Source organism: Prolixibacteraceae bacterium (assembly GCA_019856515.1).
GTDB classification, from domain to species: Bacteria; Bacteroidota; Bacteroidia; order Bacteroidales; family Prolixibacteraceae; genus Halosquirtibacter; species Halosquirtibacter xylanolyticus.
This window is the reverse complement of the sequence record CP082230.1, coordinates 675,708-700,172: the sequence shown is the minus strand read 5'-3', so window position 1 is coordinate 700,172 and position 24,465 is coordinate 675,708. Positions and strand designations below refer to the sequence as shown.

The following is a 24,465-nucleotide window of genomic DNA, read 5'->3' as shown; positions in this document are numbered from 1 at the left end:
CATATAATTATGTTATGAATTGTGAAAGTCCTCTTTTAAGAACAAAAAAAGAGAGAAGGTTCTAGACCTTCTCTCTTACTTTCAAATAAACTTTATATGGAGTTATTTCTTTAGATTTTTATCAAGAAAGTTAAAGAATACTCTTTGCCATAGAATACCATTTTGTGGGCGTAGAACCCAATGATTCTCTTCAGGGAAATATAAGAACTCCGCAGGAACCCCTTTCATTATTGCAGTATTAAAGGCTCCCATTCCTTGAGTATAAGGAATACGGAAATCTTTTGCACCATGAACAACTAGGATAGGAGTGTTCCAGTTATCGACGAATTTATGAGGAGAAAAATCTTTGTAACTTTTCTGTGCAGCAGCATTGTTTTTGTCCCAGTAAGCACCGCCGATGTCCCAATTGACAAAGAACATCTCTTCCGTTGTACTGTACATTTGGTCAAAATTGAAAATTCCACAATGTGAAATAAATGCATTGAAGCGTTTGTTTTGATTGTGTCCAGCAAGATAATATACTGAGTATCCACCAAAACTTGCACCAACAGCACCAATATTATTCTCATCTACAAAAGGGAGCTTTGCAATAGAATCAATTGCAGAGATGTAATCATCCATACATTGTCCACCATAATCTTTAGAGATCTCTTCACACCACTCTTGTCCAAATCCAGGAAGTCCGCGACGGTTTGGTGCAACTACAATATAATCGTTAGCTGCCATCATTTGAAAATTCCATCTGTATGACCAAAATTGACTCACAGTACCCTGTGGTCCTCCTTGACAATAAAGCAATGCAGGATATTTTTTGTTCGGATCAAAATGAGGTGGATAAATCACCCATACCAACTCTTTTTTTCCATCGGTCGTATTAACCCAACGCTTTTCAACTTTACCCATTTTGATTTTATCCATCACTGGTTTCGTCACATGAGTGACAGCGACATCTTGACCAGACTCCATATCCACACGATACAACTCAGCTGGAGAAGACATCGAAACTTTCTGAGCAATCAAAGCATCTTTTGCAACCTGTACTGATTGATAGTTATGAACTCCATTCGTTACTCGACGGATGTTATTTCTTTTAATGCTTACTTCGTAGATCTCATCGGTTGCCTGTACATCTGAAATACCGTATAGAGATTTGCTGTTTGAAGCCCAAACTAATCCATGAATAGATTGATCCCAAAGACCTGTTAGGTCTTTCTTCTTTCCATTCTTAAGGTTCATGATAAAAAGACGGTTCTTGTCAGCTTCGTACCCATCTCTTTCCATGCTGCTCCATGCAATATATTTACCATCAGGGGAGAAGATTGGACATTTATCATATCCCATCATTCCTTCCGTTAGATTCTTTGTCGTTTTATCATTAATATTGTAAAGATAGATGTCTGAATTGGTAGACATGGCATACTCTTTTCCGACACTCTTTTTACTAGTATAAGCAATGGCATCACTGGTTGTATTCCAATTGATCTCCTCTAGGCCTCCAAAAGGTTTTAAAGGAGCATCATATCTCTGATCTGGCATAATATCTTTTGCTGCTCCAATAGTACCTGTCGTATAAGGTGCAACAAAAATATGATTGTAAGTAAAATCATGCCATTGATCCCAGTGGCGATACATGATATCGGTTTCAAGTCGTGCATTAGCTAGAGGTAGATCAGGATATAGATCTTGCACTGTGGCATCTAACTTTACTGCCTTGATAAAAAGAATATTCTTCATGTCAGGGCTATATTTAAAGCCTTGAATGCCACCATCAATTTTTGTTACTTGGGTATTTCCAGAGCCATTTGGGTCCATTTCCCACATCTGTAATGACCCAGATTTAGATGAAAGATACCCTATCTTCTTGCCATCAGGACGCCATTGAATACCAAACTCATTCTCTGGTGTATGGGTAATTTGCTTTACATCACCTGATAAGTTTTTCACATATATATCACGTGATGACTTATTCTCCTTTACGCTGTAGTAGCTAACACCATAAGCAACATGTTCACCATTAGGTGATACTTGCATATCCCCAATTCGACCAAAAGACCATAGAATTTCTGGTGTCATTATATCATTGGCTTTCTCATCTTGTGCCTTCACTGGACCCAAAGTGAAAAGTCCACAAGCCAATAATATGCATAACATACGATAGTTAATACGTCTCATTATATTTTCTTTTTAATTAAGTAACATGACAACGAAAATACATGTTTATAATGAGACGTATTATGAAATAACCTCTTTTTGATAAAAAAAATCAAAAAATCATACCCTTCACGTATTCTTACGACAATCTGGTTATAGATTTACCACCTTTGCTCTTTCAAAAATAAAGTCTTCTGCAAGTGGAAGGCGATAAGTAGTATGTTTTTTATGTTCGGTTCCTCCAATCATTTTAGATACTTTCATCATCGGTGGATTAAAATCACCAATCCAATTCAGTTCTAAAGTCTTATATGGAAAATTTGGTTCGGCAATAACCTTTTCAAAATGGACTACCATGGCAGCTTCCATTCCTTTGCCTTGGAACTCTGGTACAACACCAAAAATTCGTCCAATCACACGATCAATAGTCTTTTCGCGCTTCAACAGGAAGAAGAATTTTAGTTTTTCCCACCATCCGAATTTTCCTTTAAACGTCTTGAATATTTGCCCAACATCAGGCATCATAATAAAGAATGAGATAGGGCGCTCTTTGTGAAATCCAAACACGATCAAACGTTTGTCGATAATTGGTTCGATCATCTTCATCTGCTTGGTCGCTTCTTCAAGTGAAATAGGAGGGACTCCCTCAAAGGCTGCCCATGCATTATTGTAGATTTCCATAAAATAAGAAGGAAGATTTGGATTGTCTTTCCCTATATTTCTTACAGTAAAATCACTATTACGCAATACTCTCTGTCCTGCTCTTGTTACAAGAGGGTGAAGCACTCCTGCCTCCATTTTTCGGAAATAGGTGATCTGGTTGAAGTAATTCTTAAAACCATAAGCTTCAAAATATGTAGCATAATAGGATGGATTATAAGGCATATTATATACCGGAGTATATTCTCCTTCGATCAGACACCCCCAAAACTCATCGCGCATTCCAAAATTTACAGGCCCATCTAATGCACGTTTCCCTTTTGAAATCATCCATGCGCTTGCAGTATCAAATAAAAGAGTTGATACTTCTTGGTCTTCAATGCATTCAAAGAATCCGAGCTGTCCGATTTCATCATCATGAAGAGCTAAACCGGCAATTCTACCTACTGCTTGATTGTTATTGTCTCGAACAAGCCAAAGTGCAAAGTCTCCTTTTCTTAGCATTGGATTCTGAGATGGTGTAACTCTATTTTCCACATCTAAATCTAGAGGATTGCCCCAAAGTGGTTTGTCCTCATAAATCTTATATGCAAGTTGAATAAACTCTTTTATATGTTGTGGATTATTAGGACTTAAGGACTCAATCTTAAACATCTGTTTCATGGTCAAGGAAACGGAAAAAAGTTAATAAAAAAGTTTGATGTAATATAAGAAAAGACCTTACATTCTAGATGTAAAGTCTTTAATCCCTTTCATTGAGGAGTATAACTTGAAAAGTCTAAGCTTCTTCTGTTCTCTCTTCAGATCCATTAGAGAAATAAGGGAATACATCCATGATTGGGCTTTCTGCGATGTTCGGAATCTCGAAATCAACAGTCATTCCTTCCATTCCTGATTCAACACGCTCATATGCTTGTTTCACATCGTTTGCAAGAACCAATACATGTTGAGAAACTTTCTTCTCTTTTCCGCTATCCTCGTCTACAGAGATAAAAGTAACTTTTGCTTTGAACCAACGATCACCGTCTTCAGTAGGAATAATTTCTACGATATTAGTTTTAGCGATCTTTGTTACAGTGAATTCTCCACTGATCATTTGCTCAAGCTCTTTGTAAATACGACTTTCAGCTTCTGTAAAAGAAACAGCATCAATTAAATATGCTTCATTTACTTTCTTTTCACGACCTGCTTCGTCGATCTTTACGTATTTAGCTCTACATTCAAACCACGTATTCATCTGATATTGTTTTATTATTAATTGGACTTAATATTCTTTTTTAGTATTTAGATCTAGTTGCTTAGTAACCAAATTATTCGTTATGTATCTAAACATCTTTGTTCTAATCAAAGTTACAAATATAAGATAAAAAACGAAGAACTAAACCTAAGAATATCTTTTAGAGAAAGGATTTTTTTGTACTTATATTTGATCATTAAAGGCTTACAAAATAAATAAAAAAGATGACATTTAATATAATTTTTTATAGTTTATGAAAAACATTTCTGTTTTATATTTGTACACTTTTTATGTAAAAAAACATTAAAATAAAGATATATGAAAAACAGACTATTTGGGATAATGGGAATCTTCTTGTTTGTCATCGCTGTTATTTTTAGCAGCTGTAAAAGCAATGTAGGTAATGGTGATGATCGTAAAACCGTGGCTATCGGTAATGTCGCATATCGTTACATTACTTTAGATGATAAAACTTCTTCGGATCCAACTATTGCTTCGATTATATCCCCTTTTAGAGACAAATTAAGTAAGGATATGGAGAGAGTGATTGGATTTGCTCCGAAGAGTATGTTTAAAGGTCGACCAGAGGGTGCTCTCTCTAACTTCTGTGCAGATCTCCTATTAGAAGAATCTGCAAAATTTGCAAAAGAACGATTGGGAGACCAAAAAGTTGACTTTGCAATGTTAAATAATGGAGGCTTACGTGTGCCAATAAACCAAGGAAATATTACGGTAGAAAATATTTTTCAGTTGATGCCTTTTGAAAATGAAGTTGTGATGTTACAATTGAATGGAAAACAGGTCAAAACATTTTTGAATCACATTGCTTCTCGTGGTGGAGAATCAATGGCTGGGGTTCATCTAGTTATTAAAGATCGCAAGGCTTCTAAGGTAACAATCAACGGAGAAAAATTACTTCCTGAGAAGAACTATTGGTTGATTACAAGTGATTATATCGCAGATGGAGGGGACGGTTCTGGAGTGCTAAAAGATGCAATAAAGAGAGAGAACCTGTCAGTAAAACTTCGTGACTTATTTATCAATTATATTGAAGAACAAACCAAAGCAGGAAAAGAGATTACTGCAACACTAGATGGGAGGATCAAAAATGGAAAATAGAAGATCATTTTTAAAAAAACTAGGTGCTGTTTCTGTTGGAACAGGAGTTGTCGGTACTGCTTTTGCAGAAAGTGGTAAAAAAACAAAGAAATTAACTCTTCTTCATACCAATGATTTTCATTCGCATGTTGATCCTTTTCCAACAGATGCTGCTAGACATGCAGGCGAAGGGGGATTAGAACGACGTGCAACCATGGTTAATAAGATACGTGATGAGGAAGGCGAAGTATTACTTGTAGATGCCGGGGATATTTTTCAGGGAACACCATATTTCAACTATTTTAAAGGTGAAGTAGAGTTGAAATGTATGAGTGCTATGGGATATGATGCTGCAACAATAGGTAATCATGAATTCGATAATGGATTAGAAGGCATAAAAAGCCAATTACCTCATGCAAAATTCCCTTTTATTTGTTCCAACTACGATTTTTCCAAAACTATTTTAGATGGAGAAACCAAAGAGTTCTTGGTGTTAGAGAAGAAGGGGATAAAAGTTGGAATTTATGGTCTTGGTGTGGCTTTTGATGGGCTTGTATTAGAGCGTAATTACGGTGAAACAGTATATTTAGATCCTTTAAATACCGCATGGGAACTAGAAGAGAAGCTTAAGAAAGAGCACAAATGTGATCTTATCGTTTGTCTTTCTCACATGGGGTATAGATATCGATCGGAAAGAGTTTCGGATGTTAAATTGGCCGCTGCAACCAAACATACGAATGTGATTATTGGAGGACATACCCATACTTTTCTCTCGGAACCAACCATCATTCAGAATATCAATGGAAAAGAGGTCGTTGTTTCACAAGCAGGATGGGCTGGAGTTCAACTTGGACGATTAGATATCGAGATATCAGATTCCAAAGATCCCGAATATTCATTCTCCGTTGTTAAACTTAATGGGTGATTATCGAAAATCAAATGCCCTTTATCTCTCCATCTTGCATTGAGTTTGTTAAGGGCTAAATTGGGTTTATCGTAAATTATTAGATGCAAAAGAGAGGGTAACCTCTCTTTTTTGCATCTATCCTTACGTATTGTGAGAGTTTATTTAACGGCTTACGTTTTATATTTGTCAAAACTTCTCTCATTTACTCATTGAAAGATATGTTCAATACAGAATTAATTCAGTTCATATTTTTCCCATAACAGTTGTGTAAATTCAATGATATCGCGACGATATCTTTCACTGTCACTACTCGTCGAACTACGACGATAATCACGGTTTATATCTCCAGGTGCATCCATTCTCATCTCTGTCCATGTCCATACATCGCTATTATCCCAATCTTTTCCACTACTCTTTCGTGCAGCTGGGTAGGGGGGGAATATATCATAGTGTACTCTTGTGTTTTTTAGTAGATCAGATAATTCATATACAATTTTTGCTTTAGCTGTGTTTCTATCACCATCATGGCTAAATCCAATTGAGTGAAGCAGTTCATGTGTCATCACGTAAAAGAGATTTGTAGGAGCAAGTGCAACATTTCCCAACGTAATGTTTAATGGATAATAATATTCATATGGATAAGCATAATCTCCTTCCGTTTGTCCAGTAAAAAGATCAGAGGTTGGCATTGAATTATCTAATACTCCTTTGGAATTTATCATTTTTAGTCTTGCATATAGATACTGTTTATGGTATTTTGAAGGTCCCAATGTCGCAGCCCATTTGCCCCCTTCATTAGTATATACACGTGCATCGTCTGAGAAAATATAGAAACTACTCTTCTTTCCTAGCTCAAGGTCATAAGAGACATCAAGGTCGGGTTTTAAATATCCTGAGTCGAAATCAATAGGTACCGTTTTTAATATAGTCACATCTGCATTTCGATTTGTTAAAGCATGTATGATATCTGTAGAAGTCATAGAATGGACTTTCTGGCTTGAAAACCCCTCCCAATTGTAGGAGTAGTCTAAATAGTTCGTTTTTTTCTCTAATTGGGTTTTAAAGTACTCACTGTTGTACATAATTCGGATAGCCGAATACATAAAGAGATAATATTTCTTCTCTTCATCAGACCATTTGCTCAACTTTATAGGGTTGCCATGAAGTAGTGGAATCGTATTATAATGGGGGTCTCCTGTTGTCTCTCCAACTACTTCAAAACCTGAAATATTGAGCCCTTTCAGTAATGGGTAATCCTTGTTGAAATCATCTAAAGTCCGATCAGAATGAGTTGTGTTAGAAGAATTGTTTTCATTTGGATCATCTAGTGATTTCTCGGAACAAGAGAGTAGTAGTAGAAAAATCAGTGGGTATAAAAATTTGCTCATAAAATTATGTTTTATAGAATTGATGTCCCAAATCTATAATTTATTTGATGATAAACATAATTTATTGTTTGAAATATTTACAAAGGGAAGAATTTCTGTAGTGATATAATAATGCCTGTTGAGAAATTTTAATTCGGGGAATAGTTAATGAATTAAGTAGTGTAATAAAGCCTCTATATTGACCAACTCGATATTGTAAAAATATTTAGTCAGTACCCTACTGGTCATAGACCTATCTTAAAAAGAGACAGAGTCAAGATAGTAGTGGAAAACAGTCGATTGAGAGAGGGGGTGTTGATTATAAATAATTTGTCTTTTTAAAGTCTCTGAATATAACGCTAGCAGTAAAGGTGTTGTCTTTGATGTGGGTTTACAGTAGTTATCATATGGAATTCCAGCTATTAAAGACGGGGATAGAACGGACTAAACACGGTTCGACAACGGTCGTCATTTAAGATTGATACAAACTTTCTTCGAAGTTCACTCATTAAATTCGGCAAATCGATGAGTGAACTTCGAACGAACTATGAGCCAAGTATGAACCATCACCGTTGTCGAACCGTGTTTAGTCCGTTTTATTCCCGTCTTTAACAGGAGTGAAGTAGCTGTATTTTAATATTGAGGGCATATTAAAATAACCTGTGTATTAGTGTAAGTTTAGAAAGATTAAAAAAGCCCCAAATAATGGGGCTTTGGGTTGGGTATTTTATTTGTTTATGAATTTAGATGATAGTGTAACTTTTTTATACCGTATTTGTTGATGGAGGTCGGGCACTGGACTGAAATAAGTGTTATTTGAATTGCTTGGGGATGTTACGATCTACCCATTGGTAGAATGTTTTCCACTCGTTTTCGCTATCCGTTTGTGGTATGTGTTGGTTGATCATTTCTTGCATATGATCAATCTTAGATTTGATCCCACTATCTTTACATACGTAGGCCTTTAGGTTCATGTATTTATATCCCGAAGATCTTTTAATCGGATAGATTAACTTCTTCCATTCCATTCCTAAGATTGAAAGAGTTGGCTTTTTCCCTTTGGGTGCTACCATACACTTTGGAAGTGTATTGTCTTTGGTTAAACGAATAGGAATAGCTGGAGTGGACAAGGGGAATGCGATAGTACTCCACATGGTGGTTTGAGAAGCTGTCTCAATACTTTTTGCACCTTCGATTGTAATGGCAGAAGCCGTTTCATGGCGACAAATGAGGTCCCCATTGTTTACGAATGGCGAAGCTGAAAAATCACGATAGTTGTCGTAATCAATTTTTAAAAGACTTTGGTATAAGGAGCGAGATGTTTTTGTTGCTATATGTGTTGCATTTATTTGATCTCGACTGTCCATTTGAAAGAAAAGTTCTGTCGCTGTTTCAAAACGAATAAAGCCATATCCTACATCTTTTTTTCCAATAAAAGAGTAGTTTGTACGAACGAGATAACCATTAGGGGCTGTTCGAGGATCGTTAGCATCAAACTTTACAAACTGATTATTATCTGTTTCATAGTAGGCTGCACCACCTTGTGCATCAATTACTCCAAAATTAGCATTTAGTCCCATGGGTTTTGGAAGCTTCTTTAGCATTCGTTCAAAATCTTTCAGAGATTTACATGTTTGGAGTGCTTTTTTCATCACGATACCTTCCTGATCGCAGAAATCAGTTGGGTTATCAAGATTTGTATTAAAAGAGGCATTATTCATGATGGCGAAACCATATTCATTATATCCCCCCCAAACCATTGTACTATCATCTTTTATGGCATTTGTTAAAGCCACATACTTATATTTGCCATCTTCAAATATCTGGATTTTATTGTAATGGCTTTGAGTGTCCCGTACTTTCCAAAGCAGTGGACGGCCATTTTTTGTATACTTACCAGATACTACTGCAGTAGTACATGCTAAAGATTGGATTGATGTTAAACAAACCATTGTGATTAGTAAAAGGATCGTTGTTCTATTTCTCATATGTTAAGGGGTTTATTTATTCGTAATTCGATTGTTTCTTTTTCTGGATCTCTTCCGTGCAAGCTTTACACAGGCAGTCACTAAAGTGGGTGCTGATAAATTCGTAGACTTTGGGAGTGATTTTTATTTTGCTACACCAACATGTTTCAATTTTATCGTGGCAACATTCAAATGGCTTATGACATCTAGGACAAATTTTATGCATCTCTCTTGATTTTAATTCGAAACTATAAATATTTTTTGTAAAAAAATATGATCAACTAAAGGATTTTTGAAAATATGGCCCTTACTATTGATTGTTAAAAGAAAAGAGGTGACTCTATTCAGTCTTTATCTGTGATGGTGTATTTAAATATAACCTGTTTTTATTAGCTAAATCGTATGCCGAGCTATTTAGATTATGAAAACTTGTATAATTTCCCATTCAATATTGATACTTGTAGAGATGTGTTATTTTAATTATGAAAATCCAATGATTGAAAATCCTGATGAATTCAATCAAGTTTAGAAGAGATTTGATCTGAAGAAATGGATTAATACGACTTCTAATTTTAGAAATAAGGATGTTTTGTAAGATCGTAAGATGATTATGTAAATTCGACATTTTTATGTAGCATTGTCTCTCTAAATAACATTATACCTATAAAATTGAATCAATAAGATGGTGAAGAGAAGAGATTTTTTGAAGACCTCTGTTGTGGCAGGGATTGGATCTGCATTGTTGGCTTCTTGTGGCGGTGCAGCAAAGAAGGATATTGCAACATTGGATTACAAAGTAGTGGATGCATGGCCAAAATCGGGGGATGGTATTACTGAGGTGGGAGTGACAGGCGTTACTCAGCTTCCTAATGGTCATGTGTTGTATTGTGGAGGGGATGTAGCAAATCCTATTATTGAGTTAGATGCAGAAGGAAACCTGGTACGTAAATGGGGTGGTGATGTGATTACGCTAAAGCATGAAGTGAGGTGTTTGAACAACAAGATATTTATTACAGATATAGGTTCTCATCAGATTCATCAGTTTGATCTAGATGGTAATCTACTTACTTCTTGGGGGATAAAAGATGAACCTGGTACAGATCACCAAAGGTTTAATAAACCAACGGATATCGCATTAGCTCCTAATGGTGATTACTATGTGAGTGATGGATATAAAAATAACCGTGTGGTCTGTTTGGATACGAATGGGAAATTCAAATTCGAATGGGGTGAGAAAGGTTCTGCTCATGGGCAATTTCATATTCCACACAATATTGGTGTAGATAAAGATGGTCGTGTTTATGTCGCAGATCGCAAAAATGGTCGTGTTCAGGTGTTTGAATATGATGGTAAGTTTGTGACATCATGGGATTGGTTTAGTCGTCCATTCGGAATCTTTATTGCTAATAATGGCAATATCTATGTTTCTGATGGAGGTGCAGACCAACCACAATGCGTTCATGTTGTGACTCCTGAAGGAAAAGTGGTGAAGAAAATTGGAAAGACAGGAAAAGCGAAAGGTGAATTTGATATTCCACACTCATTGTTTGTTGCAAAAGATGGTATGATGATTGTTGCAGAAGGGACAAATAAAAGAGTGCAGAAATTTGTCAAGCAATAGTATGTAATAATATTTATCTTGATAGCATAAAACAAAAGATAGGCGATAGTTTCATTTCTATCGCCTATCTTATTATGGATTAAAATTGTTCTAATTGGCTGAAAAAGAAGGATGATTCAATTTCTGCATTTTCATTTGAGTCTGAACCATGGATCGCATTTTTAGAAAGAGATTCAGCAAATAGTTTTCGTATCGTGCCGTCCTTTGCATTATCGGGATCCGTTGCCCCAATTAGATCTCGAAACTCTTTTACTGCATTCTCTTTTTGAAGTACTGCAGCAACGATTGGCCCTGAAGACATAAATGTAATCAGATCGTTAAAAAAAGGTTTCCCTTGATGAACAGCATAAAACTTCTTTGCTTGTTCTACAGTCAATTGAGTTAGTTTCATGGCTTTGATAATAAAACCATTCTCATTGATAATCCCAAGAATAGGTCCGATATGGTTTTTCTTTACTGCTCCTGGCTTAATCATTGTCAATGTAATGTTTTCTTTCTGCATATTCATTCTGGGTTTTTTATTATAGCCTCATAAAAATAAAAAAATAGAGCCGAAAAATCGTTACTACAAGGGAACTTTTTTATATTTGTTGGTATAATGTTTTGAAAATAGAATATGGAGAGATTCGATTGCTTATCGTTGGAACAGGCTAAAGGTTTAATATTAGAAAGTAATAATATTGTGGTAATTCCTCATACCAATGCAGATGGTGACGCAATGGGGGCATCTATCGGGTTATATTATGTCTTGAAAGAGTTAGGAAAAACAACAACTATTGTTTCTCCAACGGATTTCCCTGAATATTTGAAATGGACCGATGCAAGTAAGCAGGTGGTAATTGCAGAATGGGAAAATGCTAAAGCGAAACGAATTGTTCGTCAAGCAGATTTGTTGATATACTTAGATTATAATGATCTTAAACGTGCCGGAAATTTAGAAGAGGTGTTGACTTCTTTAAATACACCATCGATTATGATCGATCATCATCCATTTCCAAAAGAGATTGCAACTGTTCCGTTTAGTGATATAACGTCGAGTTCTACTTGTGAGTTGGTTGTGGATTTCGTGTATGCATGTGGATGGAGTGAAAAGATGTCGAAAATCAGTGCTTCGTCTCTATTCATGGGAATTCTTACAGATACAGGAGGTTTTGCACACAACTCATCGAATTCGGATTTATATCGTGTTGTTGGACTTTTGATGTCGAAGAATGTGGATAAGGATTATATCTACTCGAAAGTTTTTCATCAATTTAGTGAAAATAGATTGCGATTGATGGGATATGCATTATCTGAAAAGATGGTTGTTTTAGATGGAATGCATGCGTCGCATATTGCATTAACTAAAGAGGAGTTGGAACGTTATAAGTTTCAGTCAGGAGATACTGAAGGTATAGTAAATGAGCCTTTACAGATTGTAGGGATGGTTTGTTCCGTTTTGTTTATGGAGAAGGATGGATTTGTTAAAATTTCCTTCCGCTCTAAAGGTGATTTTCCTGTGAATGAAATTGCTGAAAAATATTTCAAAGGAGGAGGTCATTTAAATGCAGCAGGTGGAAGAAGTAACCTGTCATTGCAAGAGACTGTTCTCAAATTTGAAACCGTTTTAGAGGATTATAAAGAATTATTGATTGAAGAAATGCAAAAGCTAAAATAGATGAATAGAACAATAAAATTGAATAGAACCTTTGGCTTTCTGATGATAGCTATGTTGGCGACGTTTTTTTCGTGTAAGAAGACTACCAATCAGGAATTACGTGATGACGAGTTGGCTTTAAGAACAGGATATATTGATCGTTTTCATAAAGGAGCAAGTGCTGTGTTTCGTGGAGTATATATATTCCCTGATAAAGATCAGCCTAAGGATCAGTTAAAAGAAGAGATCAAAGATAAAGATGTCGTTCGAGTATATTATGAAGGATATCTTCTAGAAAATTCTGCCAATGGCGTTCAGTTGAAAGAGACGCGTTTTGATGGGAACTTCAACTATAAGCTCGGAACTGAAAAATATGATCCATTTGAGTTGACCGTTTCTGACAAGGAGCTTTATCCATCTTCTTATACTAAAGAGATTTCTGGATGGCATATTGCATTATCGAATATGAAAGTTGGTGAACGAGCAGAAGTGGTAATTCCTTCTTCTCAGGGTTACAGTTATAGAGGCTCAGGGTCTATTGGTGCTTATCAAACACTTGTATTCTTTATAGAGGTGAAAGAAAAAGTGGGAGATTCAGGTAAAGAGCCAGTGATAGAGTAAGAAAATATTTTAATAGATAAGATGAGAAGAGAGAGGCGTTAATTTGCTTCTCTTTTTTTTGATTAGAATATTATTAATTGGCATCAATAAAGAGCTGTTGGTGTTGTTAACGAAAATAGATATGTATAGAAAAATTAAAGGTTCAACTTTTGTTGTTACCTGTTTGGTGATCCTTTTAGGTCTGTTTGTGTCATGTGAGAGCGATGATAATGCTTTTGAAGAGCTTGAGAAGTTAAGAAAACAAGAAGTGGCTTTAAGAACAGAATATATTGATAGTAATCATAAAGGTGCGAAACCTGTATATGGTGGAGTATATGTTCTTCCAGACCCGAATCAACCTCAAGAGGATGTGAAAGAAGCGATTCAACATGGGGATGTGGTGTCTGTTTATTACGAAGGATATCTTTTGGAAAAGGGTGCTGATGGTGTTAAGTTGAAAGAGAAGCGATTTGATGGAAATTTCGACTATGATACTGGAAGTGGAAAAGTAACACCATTTTCTCTTGATGTGGTTGATCTTGAGAAATATCCCAATGCAGCTAGTCGAGTAATTTCGGGTTGGCAGATTGCTTTGTGTCATATGCATGTTGGAGAGAGGGCTGAGGTCGTGATTCCCTCTCATCATGGTTATGGAAGTTATCCATCTCCAATTGGTTCATTTCAGACCTTAGTGTTTTTTCTTGAAGTAGAATCAAAAGATTAGGTTGAAACAGACTTAAGTAAAACGATAATATTGGTTAGTCTTTCAGTGGATAAATAAAGATGTAGTTGATGAAAGAAGTCATTAGAAAAATATTACCAGGACTTATACCTCTAATGGTATTTATTATTGCAGATGCAATATGGGGACCTCAAGTAGGAGTTGTTGTCGCATTAGTTGTAGGGGTAATTGAGTTATTGGTTGTATATATAAGGGATCGAGTATTGGATCGATTTATTTTGCTAGATACTGCTATTTTGATCATGTTCTCTTCATTGTCTTTGATAACACATGATGAAGTATTTTTTAAGCTCAAGCCTGCGTTTATGGAGAGTTTTTTGCTGGTTGTGTTGGGAATCTCAATCTTTACTTCAAGAAACTTGCTCTTGATGATGTCAAGGCGCTTTATGCCTAAAAATATTGGAGTAGAACAAGAGGTAAGTATGATTCAAATGATTCGACCTCTATTTTGGTTGATGGTTATTCATGTAGTGCTGATTGTTTATTCTGCATATTTCATGTCTAATGAATGGTGGGGCTTTATAAGTGGGGTGCTGTTTTATGTGATTATTCTAGCATATTTTGCGTTTGTGTTATTGAAGAATAACTGGATGGCAAAAAGGGCATTAAGAGATGTCGAATTTTATGATGCGAATAATCAGATGAAGCTTATTAAAGGGAAGTTTAATACAGGTGTTATCGAAGTAAGGCTGTATTTAGTGGACGAGGAAAAATCTATTTATTATTTGCAGCAGAAAGATGCTACTTGTACGAGTTTTAGAGGTGAGGTGAATAGTGCATCAGACATCAAAACAATAATTCCGAATTGGATTGGAGGAGATTTGCAGTTAGAGTCTATGGACGTGCAATCCATTAGGAGATATAATAAAAGGTCTGATAATGATAAGTTGATTTTTGTGTTCTTAGGGAGGATAACCGAGGTTCAACTTAGAAAAACAAGAATCTGGAAAGGCTATACATTGGATGAATTATCTCCAGAAGTTCTATTTGATCTAACTAAGGATGATAGAAAAGCAGAAAGCGATTCGTGATATATTAATTCTCCTTGTGAATCGATTCGTTGTAAGTTTGAAAAGTTTTAAATAATTACTGCTATCTCTGCATGATGGAGAAGAGTAAGACTTCTTTATAATTAATTCAAGAGAGAGTAGCTTCCTAACTGGGTAGTTACTCTCTTTTTTTATTTCCGCATTACTACTTTTAAGAATGATAAAGTAAAACAAGGTTATATCGTAGATACAAGGAGCCTTATCTCAATTGGATTGATCTATTTGGAGAAGCAGGAGAGAGGTTTTTTTCATTCGTAAATATCCTTTAAAGATTGGTATACAGTGTCTTATATTTAGGGTTGCTGCTTTTTAAACACCGTATAGTTCACGTATTTGAGATTAAGTGTGGTTATGTACATGAATACGTGTAATATTTGAAGTCTTAAGTATGATTTTAATGTTTAACTGTTTTCGATGTACATAAAAATATGTTGGGTGAGGAGTTGTGTTATCAGTTTACGTATGTGAATAATAATTCACTGTATGAAAAGATTATGTAGATTACATTTGTAGTCATTTGCAATTGCATACCGACGTGTTTACAAGTGTAAGGTGCCCGCAATTTATATCTTGAAAAACAACTTAGATGTAGATTACACTTGTAGTTTAGAGTTTATAATTACTTGTAAACCATGATTTTGTGTTGTGTTATGTGATGTAAAACTGTAGTTTTAAACTTATTGTATTTTACAATTGTGTAAATTGACTAAGTATTTAAAACAAGTATAACTATAACACTTTGTTTATTAATGTATTACAGTCTTTATCTATACTAATGCTTTATTCTAATAAGAGTTAATACAAAAAGCCAATAGAGATGCTGATACTAAGAGAGGAATATTAATTAGCATCTAGTTTACTTGTAGTTTAGAGATGTAAACTGTAGTTTTGTGTAAAACTTGGATATTGAAGGTCCAGTAAACAAAAAAAAGTATACATATGTAATTATGGAGATGAAAGAGAGAATACAAGAAATTTTAGAGCAATATGGGCTATCCATATCGGAGTTTGCTGAACGTTTAGGTGTCCAAAAATCAAGTATTTCACATCTTGTTAGTGGTCGTAATATGCCTAGTTTTGCTTTTTGTCAGAAGCTTATATACTCCTTTCCTGAAATAAATATCAAATGGTTTATCTCAGGAGAGGGAGATATGGGAGGAATAGAATTAAAACAAGAAGAGGAGGCTCTTCCATTTGATCTATTTGGGAGTTTAGAAGTGGTTGAGAATAACCCTAAAACAAAGACAAAGAGACAAAGAGTGGAGCGAATTATAGTTTTTTATGATGATAATACTTTCAAAGAGTATACTCCAAGTTAAAAAAAGTGTATATTCGCATTTCGAAAAGAAGAATTCTGTGGTGATTAATCCCAGAATTGGAATTATACTTATATTTCAAAAGTTTTCGAATGAATAAAACCGTTCAACGCCTTGTTGTAGAAAGAAAAGAGATTGTAAACAGTGACAATTTCATTTTGTCTTTAAAATCTCCAATTCCTCTTGTTGATGTGCAAGCAGGACAATTCCTCTCTATTAATGTAGAAAAATCTAAAGACGTATTTCTACGTCGTCCATTTTCAATTCACGATGTTCATTATGACAATAATACATTGGATGTGCTGATTAAAACAGTAGGTCCTGGTAGTGCTGCATTAAAGGATGTGGAAGTTGGTGATGAGATTGATACTATTTTTCCTCTTGGGAATAGTTTCTCAAAGCCTAAGAAGGGTGAAAAGGTTCTTCTTATAGGGGGAGGTGTTGGAATAGCTCCAATGCTTTATTTGGCAAAAATATTGGGTCCAATAACGTCTAATATCAACATTCTATTGGGATCAAGAAAGGGAGAGGATCAAATTCTTTTAGATCGTTATTCTGAGGTTGGAAATGTATTGACTACAACAGAAGATGGAACGGTTGGAGAAAAAGGATATGTTACGGATCACTCATTCATGAAAAATGAATTAGAGAATGTGGATCGAATCTATTGTTGTGGACCTGAACCAATGATGAAAAGTATTGCAAAATTGGCAAAAGAGAAGCAAGTAGCATGCGAAGTGTCGTTAGAGAACATGATGGGATGTGGCTTCGGCGTATGTTTGTGTTGCGTAACAGATACGCAAGAAGGTCATAAGTGTGTATGTTCTGATGGTCCAATCTTTAATATTGAGGATTTAAAATGGTAGATTTAAGTGTTGATTTAGGTAATAATCTTATATTAGATAATCCAGTTCTTACTGCTTCAGGAACTTTTGGATACGGTACGGAGTTTGATGATTTTATTGATTTAAATCGTCTAGGTGGCTTTGTTGTTAAAGGGACTACATTACATCATAGAGAAGGGAATGCTTATCCTAGAATGGCTGAAACGCCTTCAGGAATGTTAAATGCTGTAGGTCTACAGAACAAAGGTGTTAAATATTTTGTTGACCATATATATCCAAACCTTTTAAAGTATCAATCTAAGGTGATTGTGAATGTATCAGGTTCGACTATCGAAGATTATGTGGCTTGTACTGAATATTTAGAAGGATTAGAAGGTATTTCTGCCATTGAGTTGAATATTTCATGTCCGAATGTGAAAGAGGGAGGAATGGCCTTTGGGACTAGTTGTGCATCAGCTGAAAAGGTGGTTGAGGCAGTTCGCAAAGTCTATTCAAAGCATTTGATGGTGAAATTATCACCAAATGTGACAGATATTACAGAGATAGCAAAAAGTGCTGAAGCTGGTGGTGCCGATTCGGTATCATTAATTAATACGATGCTAGGAATGGCGATTGATGCAAAAAGCCGTAAGCCTCTTCTCTCAACAGTCACAGGAGGTCTTTCAGGACCAGCAGTAAAACCAATCGCTTTAAGAATGGTTTGGCAAGTGGCCAATAGTATTAAAATCCCTGTCGTTGGTTTAGGTGGTATTATGAATGCCGAAGATGCTGTGGAGTTTATGTTGGCAGGTGCCTCTGCTGTTCAGCTAGGAACGGCAAACTTTATTGATCCTCAGGTAACAGTAAAGGTTGTTGAGGGGATAGCATCTTATTTGAAAGAACAAAACATAGGCTCTTCAAAAGAGCTTATTGGAGGGCTTATTCTTTAAATATTATGAAATAGGGGAATAAATTGTATATTTGTTCCCTTGTTTCAATGAGATATAATTAATGAAAAAGAAACGATCTAGAAATAAAGTGCTGATTTGTACGTTTTTGTCTGTTTTCCTATTGTACCCATATCTGTTTTTTACAGGGTCGGAGGGAAGTGTTCATGATCGTGCTGGTGCTTTATATTCTACAGCTTCATATATCTCATCTCCCATTGAAGTAACAGAAAATGCTCAAGGACGAATTGATCGTATGGTTTCACGTTTTATGGAACGAGAAGAGATGCATGGATTATCATTAGCTTTTGCTAAAGATGGGAAAGTAGTCTATTCTCGTGCATTTGGTGTTGTGGATACTATAAGTAATGATTCTGTTAATACTTCTACTTTATTTCGAATAGCGAGTGTATCCAAATTAGTTACAGCTGTTGGGGTTGGACGTTTGTGTGATGAAAAGAAGATATCATTAGATCAAAAAGTTTTCGGAGATAAAGGTATTATCAATGATACCACTTATATGCCGTATAAGGATAAGCTCTTGGATAAAGTTACAGTTCGAAACTTATTAGAACATTCTGGTGGTTGGACACAGAGGTATGGTGATCCGATGTTTAATACGATGTCTGTTGCAAAGAAAGTCGGAGCTTCTTCTCCATGTGATGCTGATGCGATGCTTAAATATATTACTTCCAGAAGACTTCATTTTACACCAGGTTCAAGATGTTGCTATTCAAATCTTGGATATTTTATTTTAGGGCAAGTTATCGAAAAGGTATCAGGCATGTCTTACGAAGAGTATATAAATAAATATATTCTATATCCTTCGGGGATTTTGGACATGAAAATAGGGAATAGTTTTGCTGATCTGAGATTTGAAAATGAAACAAATTATTATGAACCTGAAGGATCCTTTGAGGTCATGGCTTATGATGGAAGTAATAAATTAGTGTATAAATCGAATGGTGGTAATAATATACCACTGCTGAGTTCAGCAGGAGGGTGGGTAAGTTCTCCAACAGATTTATTGTTGCTGTCTCTTTCAATTGATGGGGATGATAATTATCCTGATATTATATCAAATTCCTTTATCAAAAAGATGGCTTCTCCTCGTCGAGGTTTTGACCCATTGGGCTGGCGAGGAATCGATTATAGTGGGAATTTGTTTCGAACAGGAAGTATGCCAGGTACTCAAGCTTTATTGAAACAGCAAAAAAATGGCATTTCATATGCTATTGTTACGAATACAAACAGTTGGAAGGGGCCTCGTTTTTCTCAATCTCTGGGTTCATTAATGACAAGTTTGGAACGAAAGCTTAATCTATCTGATGGGCCTACTACACCTCATGTTGAAAAAACTAAAAAGAGGAAGGTTAAGAAAAAGAGTAAACCACAAACATTCTATTTTTAGGCATAGTCTCTTTAAAAAGAGGAGAGGAAGCAGTTATTCTCATTTGGTAGAATAGCTGCTTTTTTTATCTCTAATTTTCTTGTCGCTGAAAACTTCTTTAATTCTATACAATTTATTGCCACTCCTCTTTTAATGTTTTGTTGAGGAGGTATTTTACTAATGGTTATGCCTTGTTAAGTGAATTCATTCTTTTCTTTGAAGGAGATGTTGTTTTAGATAATTGGTGGAAAATGTAGATGAGTTGTAATTGCTTCTTTGTGACTGATAATTCCTATATCGTAAATAATAGTTGACGTAAGTCGATGAGATTATTTATTCATATTGAGTAGGGGTTAACCCTTACGCTTATAACCTAAGGTTATGCAAGGCATAAATAAGTGTAAAAAACTATCTGTGACAATATGACATACTTAATTCTTGTTGAAATATCAGATTGATATTAAATTTTGATCAAAAGCTTCAAAACTATTGGAAGAATGGGGTAATTTGTGTTATATTTAACGGAAAAAGTAAATGATAAAAGTAAAGATTTCGATTCATTGGCAAATTTTAATTGCGTTATGCCTATCCGTTCTATTTGGTTACTATCTTAAAGAATATGTCCAATATGTTAGTTGGATGGGAGATATATTCCTACGGTCTCTGAAAATGATTGTTATTCCTCTAGTTTTGACTTCAGTTGCTTCAGGTATAGCAAAACTTGGAGAAACAGAAGGGTTTAAACGTTTGGGGTTTAAAACATTGTTGTATTACATAACAACAAGTGTATTTGCGATTTTAGGTGGATTGATTTTTACAAATTTATTAAAGCCTGGTGTGGGGGTTTCATCGGCTGAAGCAAAGAACGAGTTCGCTGAAAAAATTACTAGTGCAAATAGTGGAAGCATTGGTGAAACTTTATTGCATATTGTTCCGGATAATATTTTCTCTTCTTTTTATCATAGCGAACTTCTTTCGATTATTTTCTTCGCGATTGTAATTGGTATTTTTATTCCAAAATTGAGAAAGAAAGATTCTGATCTTTTGGTTGGAATATTGGATGCTTCATTTGAGTTATTTATGAAGATTACAATGTTTATAATTAAGCTGGCTCCATTTGGTATATTTGGCTTGATTTCGAAAGTTGTAGCAGATCAAAACGATTTAATGGGCATGTTCTCTAGCTTAGGGATATTTATGGTTACTGTTTTATCTGCTTTGTTCGTCCACTTTGTGATTGTTATACCATTAATGGTGAAATTTATAGGGAAAGCGAATCCTGTAAAGCATTTTGATAATATGAGTACTGCACTTTTAACGGCTTTTTCTACGGCGTCTAGTGCTGCAGCTCTTCCTTTAACGATGGAAGCAACGCATGAAGAGTCAGGTGTTTCATCCAAAATTACAAACTTTACACTTCCTGTTGGAGCAACTGTAAATATGGATGGAACAGCAATTTATATCTGTGCAGTTGTTATGTTTGTTGCTCAAATGAGAGGATTAGATTTAACTTTTTATCAACAGTTTATAATTCTTATTTCGGCTTTATTGACAAGTATTGGAACTGCTGCAATTCCGATGGGAAGTTTGGTTGTTATTACAATAATCTTAGATTTATTACACCTTCCAATTGAACTTGTCGCTGTAGTTTTGCCGGTAGACCGTCTTTTAGATATGTTTAGAACAGCAACCAATGTATGGAGTGATTCTTGTGGTGCTGTGATTGTTGCTAAAACGGAGGGTGAAGAGCTTAATGTATAGGTAAAAGAAATAAAAAAAGTGTAAGTCAGTTTTCATGACTTACACTTCTATATTATTCTCCGAGATTTTTAAAGACTTTTGTAATATCTTCTCTCATCGTATCCAACATTTCAAAACGCCTGCGATACATCGCTCTTTTTTTCGACTTGATTTCACTCATGTCTTTATGAGGGGTAGGTGTAGTCTCTAATTGATACCACCAGTCATTTTCTTTTACTCCTCCTACTTCTTTCCAAAATTGATTGTAATCGAAGTTAATAGTATGGATATAAGGAAGGTGAATAGCATGTTTTTTCTTGTAGGAATGATGTTTGTCACTAACACACCTGATTGATTTACAATTGGTGTTACTTATGAATGCTTGAAGAGCATACATTATGACAGAGTTAGGTCTCATTCCATGCATCATTTTTTGAGTCTTCTTAAATGCTGCAGGATCTTCTATTGTACTGTGTCCTTGCACACAACCAACAATAGCTCCCCACTTATCATTTTCATCTTTAGTTATTGAGAAACATGTTGATATAACTTTCCCTCCTAGATCATCACAATATAATGTAAGTGTTAGATCCCCTTCTTTTCGAAATTGATCATCATAACAAAAACGAATTTCTGCGGATGATTCTCCTAATTGTAAATTAGATAATGTAATTCCGTTTTCTTGTTCTAAGTAGTTCTTCTTAATCAAAGGATATTGATCGAGAAAACGGTAAGTATCTAGGATTACCTCCAAAGCTTTCTTTCGATTCCACTTTGTTGAAATATAAACTCTATATGGTTTCATATAGAGAAGAGGTCTATGTTTAAACACCTCAGAAAGTTCACTATTTGTTAAAAAGTTAAACCACCATTGGGTAAACCTTGGTTTAATAAAAACGTGGTATGCAATCTTTTTAATTTGATTTTTTCGGTAATGATCACCATAGTTTCTGTAACCATAGTCTGCCATCTGCATCCCTTTTTTTATATTACTTCCTTTTTGAGTTAAATCTGGTCTTACAACTTTCTTCATGTGTCTGTACTAATAATAAATGGCGTTTGTCTACTTTATAATCTACTGTTATTAGTACTTGTTTTGAGATTATAATTACAGTTCATAAACATTTTAATGAAAATATTCACGTTTTTATTGTTGCCTTATTCGAGTTGTTTTGACAGTGAGCTAAAAGTGTAGTTTGGTTATTTATTTATAATGAGGTGGTTAGTGGGGGGTGTCTTAGATTGCTGTATAACTAAATAATTAGTTTGTTGTTTTATATCTACAGTATGAAATTTTGAGAAATGAGGATATATTTATATGTTTGCCAAAAGGTTTAACTAAATGGTTAAAGTGTATGGTTAATGATGTGGAAAGTAAAATAATTGAAGTAGCAAGAGCTATTTTTATTGAGGAAGGATATTCTGGAGCAAGAATGCAACGTATCGCAGATGTGGCTGAAATAAACAAAGCCTTGTTACATTATTATTTTAGAAGCAAAGAGAAATTGTATGATGAAGTGGTAAAAGACTTGATGGGACAAATTGCATCGAAAGTAATTGGAATTATTGAGTCCGAAGACACGAATACGATAAAAATAGAAACTGTGGTTAGAATGTATACGGAGATGATCGAGAAACATCCTAAGCTACCTCTATTTATTATGAATGAAATTCATGATAATCCAGAACGATTGACACTCGCGATAGATCAATTGAGTAAAAAAATACAAAAGGTTCGCTATTTACTCAGTACCGAAGTGGAGGGAGGAACTTTTGATGGGCTTCATCTGTTTGTTAATTTAATAGGGATGTCTGTATTTCCATTCTTAGCTAAACCTTTATTAAGTCATCTGTTTTTTGATGAGAATGATAACTTGTTTAGTGAGTTTATTAAGAGTAGACCAAGTGTCATTTCAAAAACATTAAATATTAAATAACAAATTCGGATGAAAGCAAAGTTATTAAAAATATTGATGATGTGTATATTGTTCAGCGGTTATGCTAATGCTGAAACAATTACATTAGAAGCATGTCGGAGCTGGTCTCATGAGGTATTCCCAATCTTTAAATCACAAAGTATCTATTCATCTATTCTTAATAAAGAGATGTCTTTGGTGAAATATGATAAATATCCATCTGTAATATTGCGTGGACAGGCTTCGTATCAATCGGATGTTGTGTCTATGAGTGAACCATCTCCTTTTTTTTCTTTTCCTGATCTTTCGAAGGACCAATATCAACTATTTGTTGAGCTAAATCAAAGTATTTACGATGGAGGAGTTAGACGATTGCAAACAGAAATAAATACGCTCAATGATTCGATTCGTCATTTAGATTTTGAAATGGAATTACATCGTCTAGACCAAAAAGTGGAGCAGATATATTGCCAGATCCTGTTTTTTAAGCAACAATATTTTCTTCATCAACAGCAGGTGAGATCAATGGATATTGTATTAAGAGACATTTCAGCTCAAGTAAAACAGGGAAAGGCGATTCGGTTACAAGAGAATGAAATAAAAGTACAGAGATTGGTGAGTGTGCAACAACAAGATCAAGCGTTTGAAGAGTATCGCACCTCTTGTAATGTTTTATCTGTACTGTGTGGTAAAGTGTTTGATTCAAAACATGATGAATTTTCATTTCCTTTAATCACCTTAAACAGTACCAATAACACTCCTAATGATATTTTAATGATGTCTCTTCAACAGTCTCAATATCAAAGGCAATTAGAGATTATTGGAAAGAGCTTAATGCCAAGAATTAATGCATTTGGTAAAGGGGGCTATGGTCGTCCAGGTTTAAATTTCTTAGACAATAGTTTTAGTCCATACTACTATGTGGGAATTGGCATTACTTGGAAACCTTTCGATTGGAAAAATACCCAAAGGAAAAGATCCCTTCAATTAGATCAAATCGAACTAATTGAAGTAAAGAAGAGCCAAAAAGAGTTACTTCGAGAAGCACGAATAAAAGAGATGAAAGGTAAATTGTTTATGATCGAAGATCAAATAGAAAAAGATCATGAGATAATTGAACTTCGTAAAGAGATCACTGAAGATTTACAAAAGCAGTGGAAGCTAAGAACAATTCCATTTTCGATATATGTTGATGGAATGAATAACACATTAGAAGCCGAAATAAGTAAAGAGCTTCATCGTATCCAGAAATTAAAAACAATACTTAGTTATAATCGCTTTCTAAAACAGTCATAAA

The 24,465-nt window shown here is 35.0% G+C and carries 22 protein-coding genes; 14 read left to right on the top strand and 8 right to left on the bottom strand.

Annotation, left to right across the window (positions count from 1 at the left end):
- Positions 1–102 precede the first annotated feature (102 nt).
- The 3 genes from K5X82_02435 to K5X82_02425 form a co-directional block, all read right to left on the bottom strand.
- The gene (locus tag K5X82_02435) at positions 103–2,172 is read right to left on the bottom strand and encodes a S9 family peptidase (GenBank protein ID QZT37764.1); all 2,070 of its coding nucleotides are present in this window, start codon (positions 2,170–2,172) and stop codon (positions 103–105) included.
- 132 nt (positions 2,173–2,304) lie between these two features.
- On the bottom strand, positions 2,305–3,465 hold the full coding sequence (locus K5X82_02430; protein QZT37763.1) for a hypothetical protein: 1,161 nt from the start codon (positions 3,463–3,465) through the stop codon (positions 2,305–2,307).
- A 124-nt stretch (positions 3,466–3,589) separates the two neighbouring features.
- Positions 3,590–4,048 (bottom strand): DUF4494 domain-containing protein, encoded by a 459-nt coding sequence (locus tag K5X82_02425; protein ID QZT37762.1) that lies wholly within the window; start codon positions 4,046–4,048, stop codon positions 3,590–3,592.
- A 318-nt stretch (positions 4,049–4,366) separates the two neighbouring features.
- On the opposite strand from K5X82_02425, the gene K5X82_02420 reads away from it, so the two are divergent.
- Positions 4,367–5,167 carry a 5'-nucleotidase C-terminal domain-containing protein gene (locus K5X82_02420; protein ID QZT37761.1) on the top strand — a complete coding sequence of 267 codons (801 nt, stop codon included), beginning with the start codon at positions 4,367–4,369 and terminating at the stop codon, positions 5,165–5,167.
- Positions 5,157–6,071: a metallophosphatase gene (locus K5X82_02415; GenBank protein ID QZT37760.1), complete on the top strand. Its 915-nt coding sequence runs from the start codon at positions 5,157–5,159 to the stop codon at positions 6,069–6,071. Before K5X82_02420 ends, K5X82_02415 begins: the two co-directional genes overlap by 11 nt.
- Positions 6,072–6,286: 215 nt before the next feature.
- Here the strand turns inward: K5X82_02415 and K5X82_02410 are convergent, their stop codons facing one another.
- From K5X82_02410 to K5X82_02400, 3 genes are all read right to left on the bottom strand, one after another.
- Positions 6,287–7,441, bottom strand: a complete 1,155-nt coding sequence (locus K5X82_02410; GenBank protein ID QZT37759.1) for a hypothetical protein — start codon at positions 7,439–7,441, stop codon at positions 6,287–6,289.
- Positions 7,442–8,232: 791 nt separating this feature from the next.
- Positions 8,233–9,408, bottom strand: a complete 1,176-nt coding sequence (locus K5X82_02405) for a hypothetical protein (GenBank protein QZT37758.1) — start codon at positions 9,406–9,408, stop codon at positions 8,233–8,235.
- A gap of 16 nt (positions 9,409–9,424) precedes the next feature.
- Positions 9,425–9,613 carry a cysteine-rich CWC family protein gene (locus tag K5X82_02400; protein ID QZT37757.1) on the bottom strand — a complete coding sequence of 63 codons (189 nt, stop codon included), beginning with the start codon at positions 9,611–9,613 and terminating at the stop codon, positions 9,425–9,427.
- A 456-nt stretch (positions 9,614–10,069) separates the two neighbouring features.
- Between K5X82_02400 and K5X82_02395 the strand changes: the two genes are divergently transcribed.
- Complete coding sequence (locus K5X82_02395; GenBank protein QZT39073.1) at positions 10,070–11,008, top strand: 6-bladed beta-propeller; 939 nt, start codon at positions 10,070–10,072, stop codon at positions 11,006–11,008.
- A 79-nt stretch (positions 11,009–11,087) separates the two neighbouring features.
- On the opposite strand, the gene ndk is transcribed toward K5X82_02395, so the two are convergent.
- Complete coding sequence (gene ndk / locus K5X82_02390) at positions 11,088–11,510, bottom strand: nucleoside-diphosphate kinase (GenBank protein ID QZT37756.1); 423 nt, start codon at positions 11,508–11,510, stop codon at positions 11,088–11,090.
- 114 nt (positions 11,511–11,624) lie between these two features.
- Between ndk and K5X82_02385 the strand changes: the two genes are divergently transcribed.
- The 9 genes from K5X82_02385 (at position 11,625) to K5X82_02345 (ending at position 21,273) form a co-directional block, all read left to right on the top strand.
- Positions 11,625–12,665 carry a bifunctional oligoribonuclease/PAP phosphatase NrnA gene (locus K5X82_02385; protein ID QZT37755.1) on the top strand — a complete coding sequence of 347 codons (1,041 nt, stop codon included), beginning with the start codon at positions 11,625–11,627 and terminating at the stop codon, positions 12,663–12,665.
- A complete protein-coding gene (locus K5X82_02380; protein QZT37754.1) occupies positions 12,666–13,265 on the top strand; it encodes an FKBP-type peptidyl-prolyl cis-trans isomerase in 600 nt (199 codons plus the stop codon).
- A gap of 121 nt (positions 13,266–13,386) precedes the next feature.
- A complete protein-coding gene (locus K5X82_02375; protein ID QZT37753.1) occupies positions 13,387–13,968 on the top strand; it encodes an FKBP-type peptidyl-prolyl cis-trans isomerase in 582 nt (193 codons plus the stop codon).
- Between the two features lie 68 nt (positions 13,969–14,036).
- Positions 14,037–15,017: a septation protein IspZ gene (locus tag K5X82_02370; GenBank protein ID QZT37752.1), complete on the top strand. Its 981-nt coding sequence runs from the start codon at positions 14,037–14,039 to the stop codon at positions 15,015–15,017.
- Between the two features lie 971 nt (positions 15,018–15,988).
- Positions 15,989–16,354 (top strand): helix-turn-helix domain-containing protein, encoded by a 366-nt coding sequence (locus K5X82_02365; protein ID QZT37751.1) that lies wholly within the window; start codon positions 15,989–15,991, stop codon positions 16,352–16,354.
- A gap of 89 nt (positions 16,355–16,443) precedes the next feature.
- Positions 16,444–17,217, top strand: a complete 774-nt coding sequence (locus K5X82_02360; GenBank protein ID QZT37750.1) for a dihydroorotate dehydrogenase electron transfer subunit — start codon at positions 16,444–16,446, stop codon at positions 17,215–17,217.
- The gene (locus tag K5X82_02355; protein QZT37749.1) at positions 17,211–18,125 is read left to right on the top strand and encodes a dihydroorotate dehydrogenase; all 915 of its coding nucleotides are present in this window, start codon (positions 17,211–17,213) and stop codon (positions 18,123–18,125) included. Before K5X82_02360 ends, K5X82_02355 begins: the two co-directional genes overlap by 7 nt.
- A gap of 61 nt (positions 18,126–18,186) precedes the next feature.
- A complete protein-coding gene (locus tag K5X82_02350; protein QZT37748.1) occupies positions 18,187–19,533 on the top strand; it encodes a beta-lactamase family protein in 1,347 nt (448 codons plus the stop codon).
- Positions 19,534–20,046: 513 nt separating this feature from the next.
- On the top strand, positions 20,047–21,273 hold the full coding sequence (locus K5X82_02345; protein ID QZT37747.1) for a dicarboxylate/amino acid:cation symporter: 1,227 nt from the start codon (positions 20,047–20,049) through the stop codon (positions 21,271–21,273).
- Positions 21,274–21,325: 52 nt separating this feature from the next.
- Here K5X82_02345 and K5X82_02340 read toward each other — a convergent pair whose 3' ends face one another.
- The gene (locus K5X82_02340; protein QZT37746.1) at positions 21,326–22,285 is read right to left on the bottom strand and encodes a VirK/YbjX family protein; all 960 of its coding nucleotides are present in this window, start codon (positions 22,283–22,285) and stop codon (positions 21,326–21,328) included.
- 289 nt (positions 22,286–22,574) lie between these two features.
- Here K5X82_02340 and K5X82_02335 point away from each other — a divergent pair, with 289 nt between their 5' ends.
- Together K5X82_02335 and K5X82_02330 are read left to right on the top strand one after the other, a co-directional pair.
- Positions 22,575–23,189 carry a TetR/AcrR family transcriptional regulator gene (locus K5X82_02335; GenBank protein QZT37745.1) on the top strand — a complete coding sequence of 205 codons (615 nt, stop codon included), beginning with the start codon at positions 22,575–22,577 and terminating at the stop codon, positions 23,187–23,189.
- Between the two features lie 9 nt (positions 23,190–23,198).
- Positions 23,199–24,464, top strand: a complete 1,266-nt coding sequence (locus K5X82_02330; GenBank protein ID QZT37744.1) for a TolC family protein — start codon at positions 23,199–23,201, stop codon at positions 24,462–24,464.
- Position 24,465 lies beyond the last annotated feature (1 nt).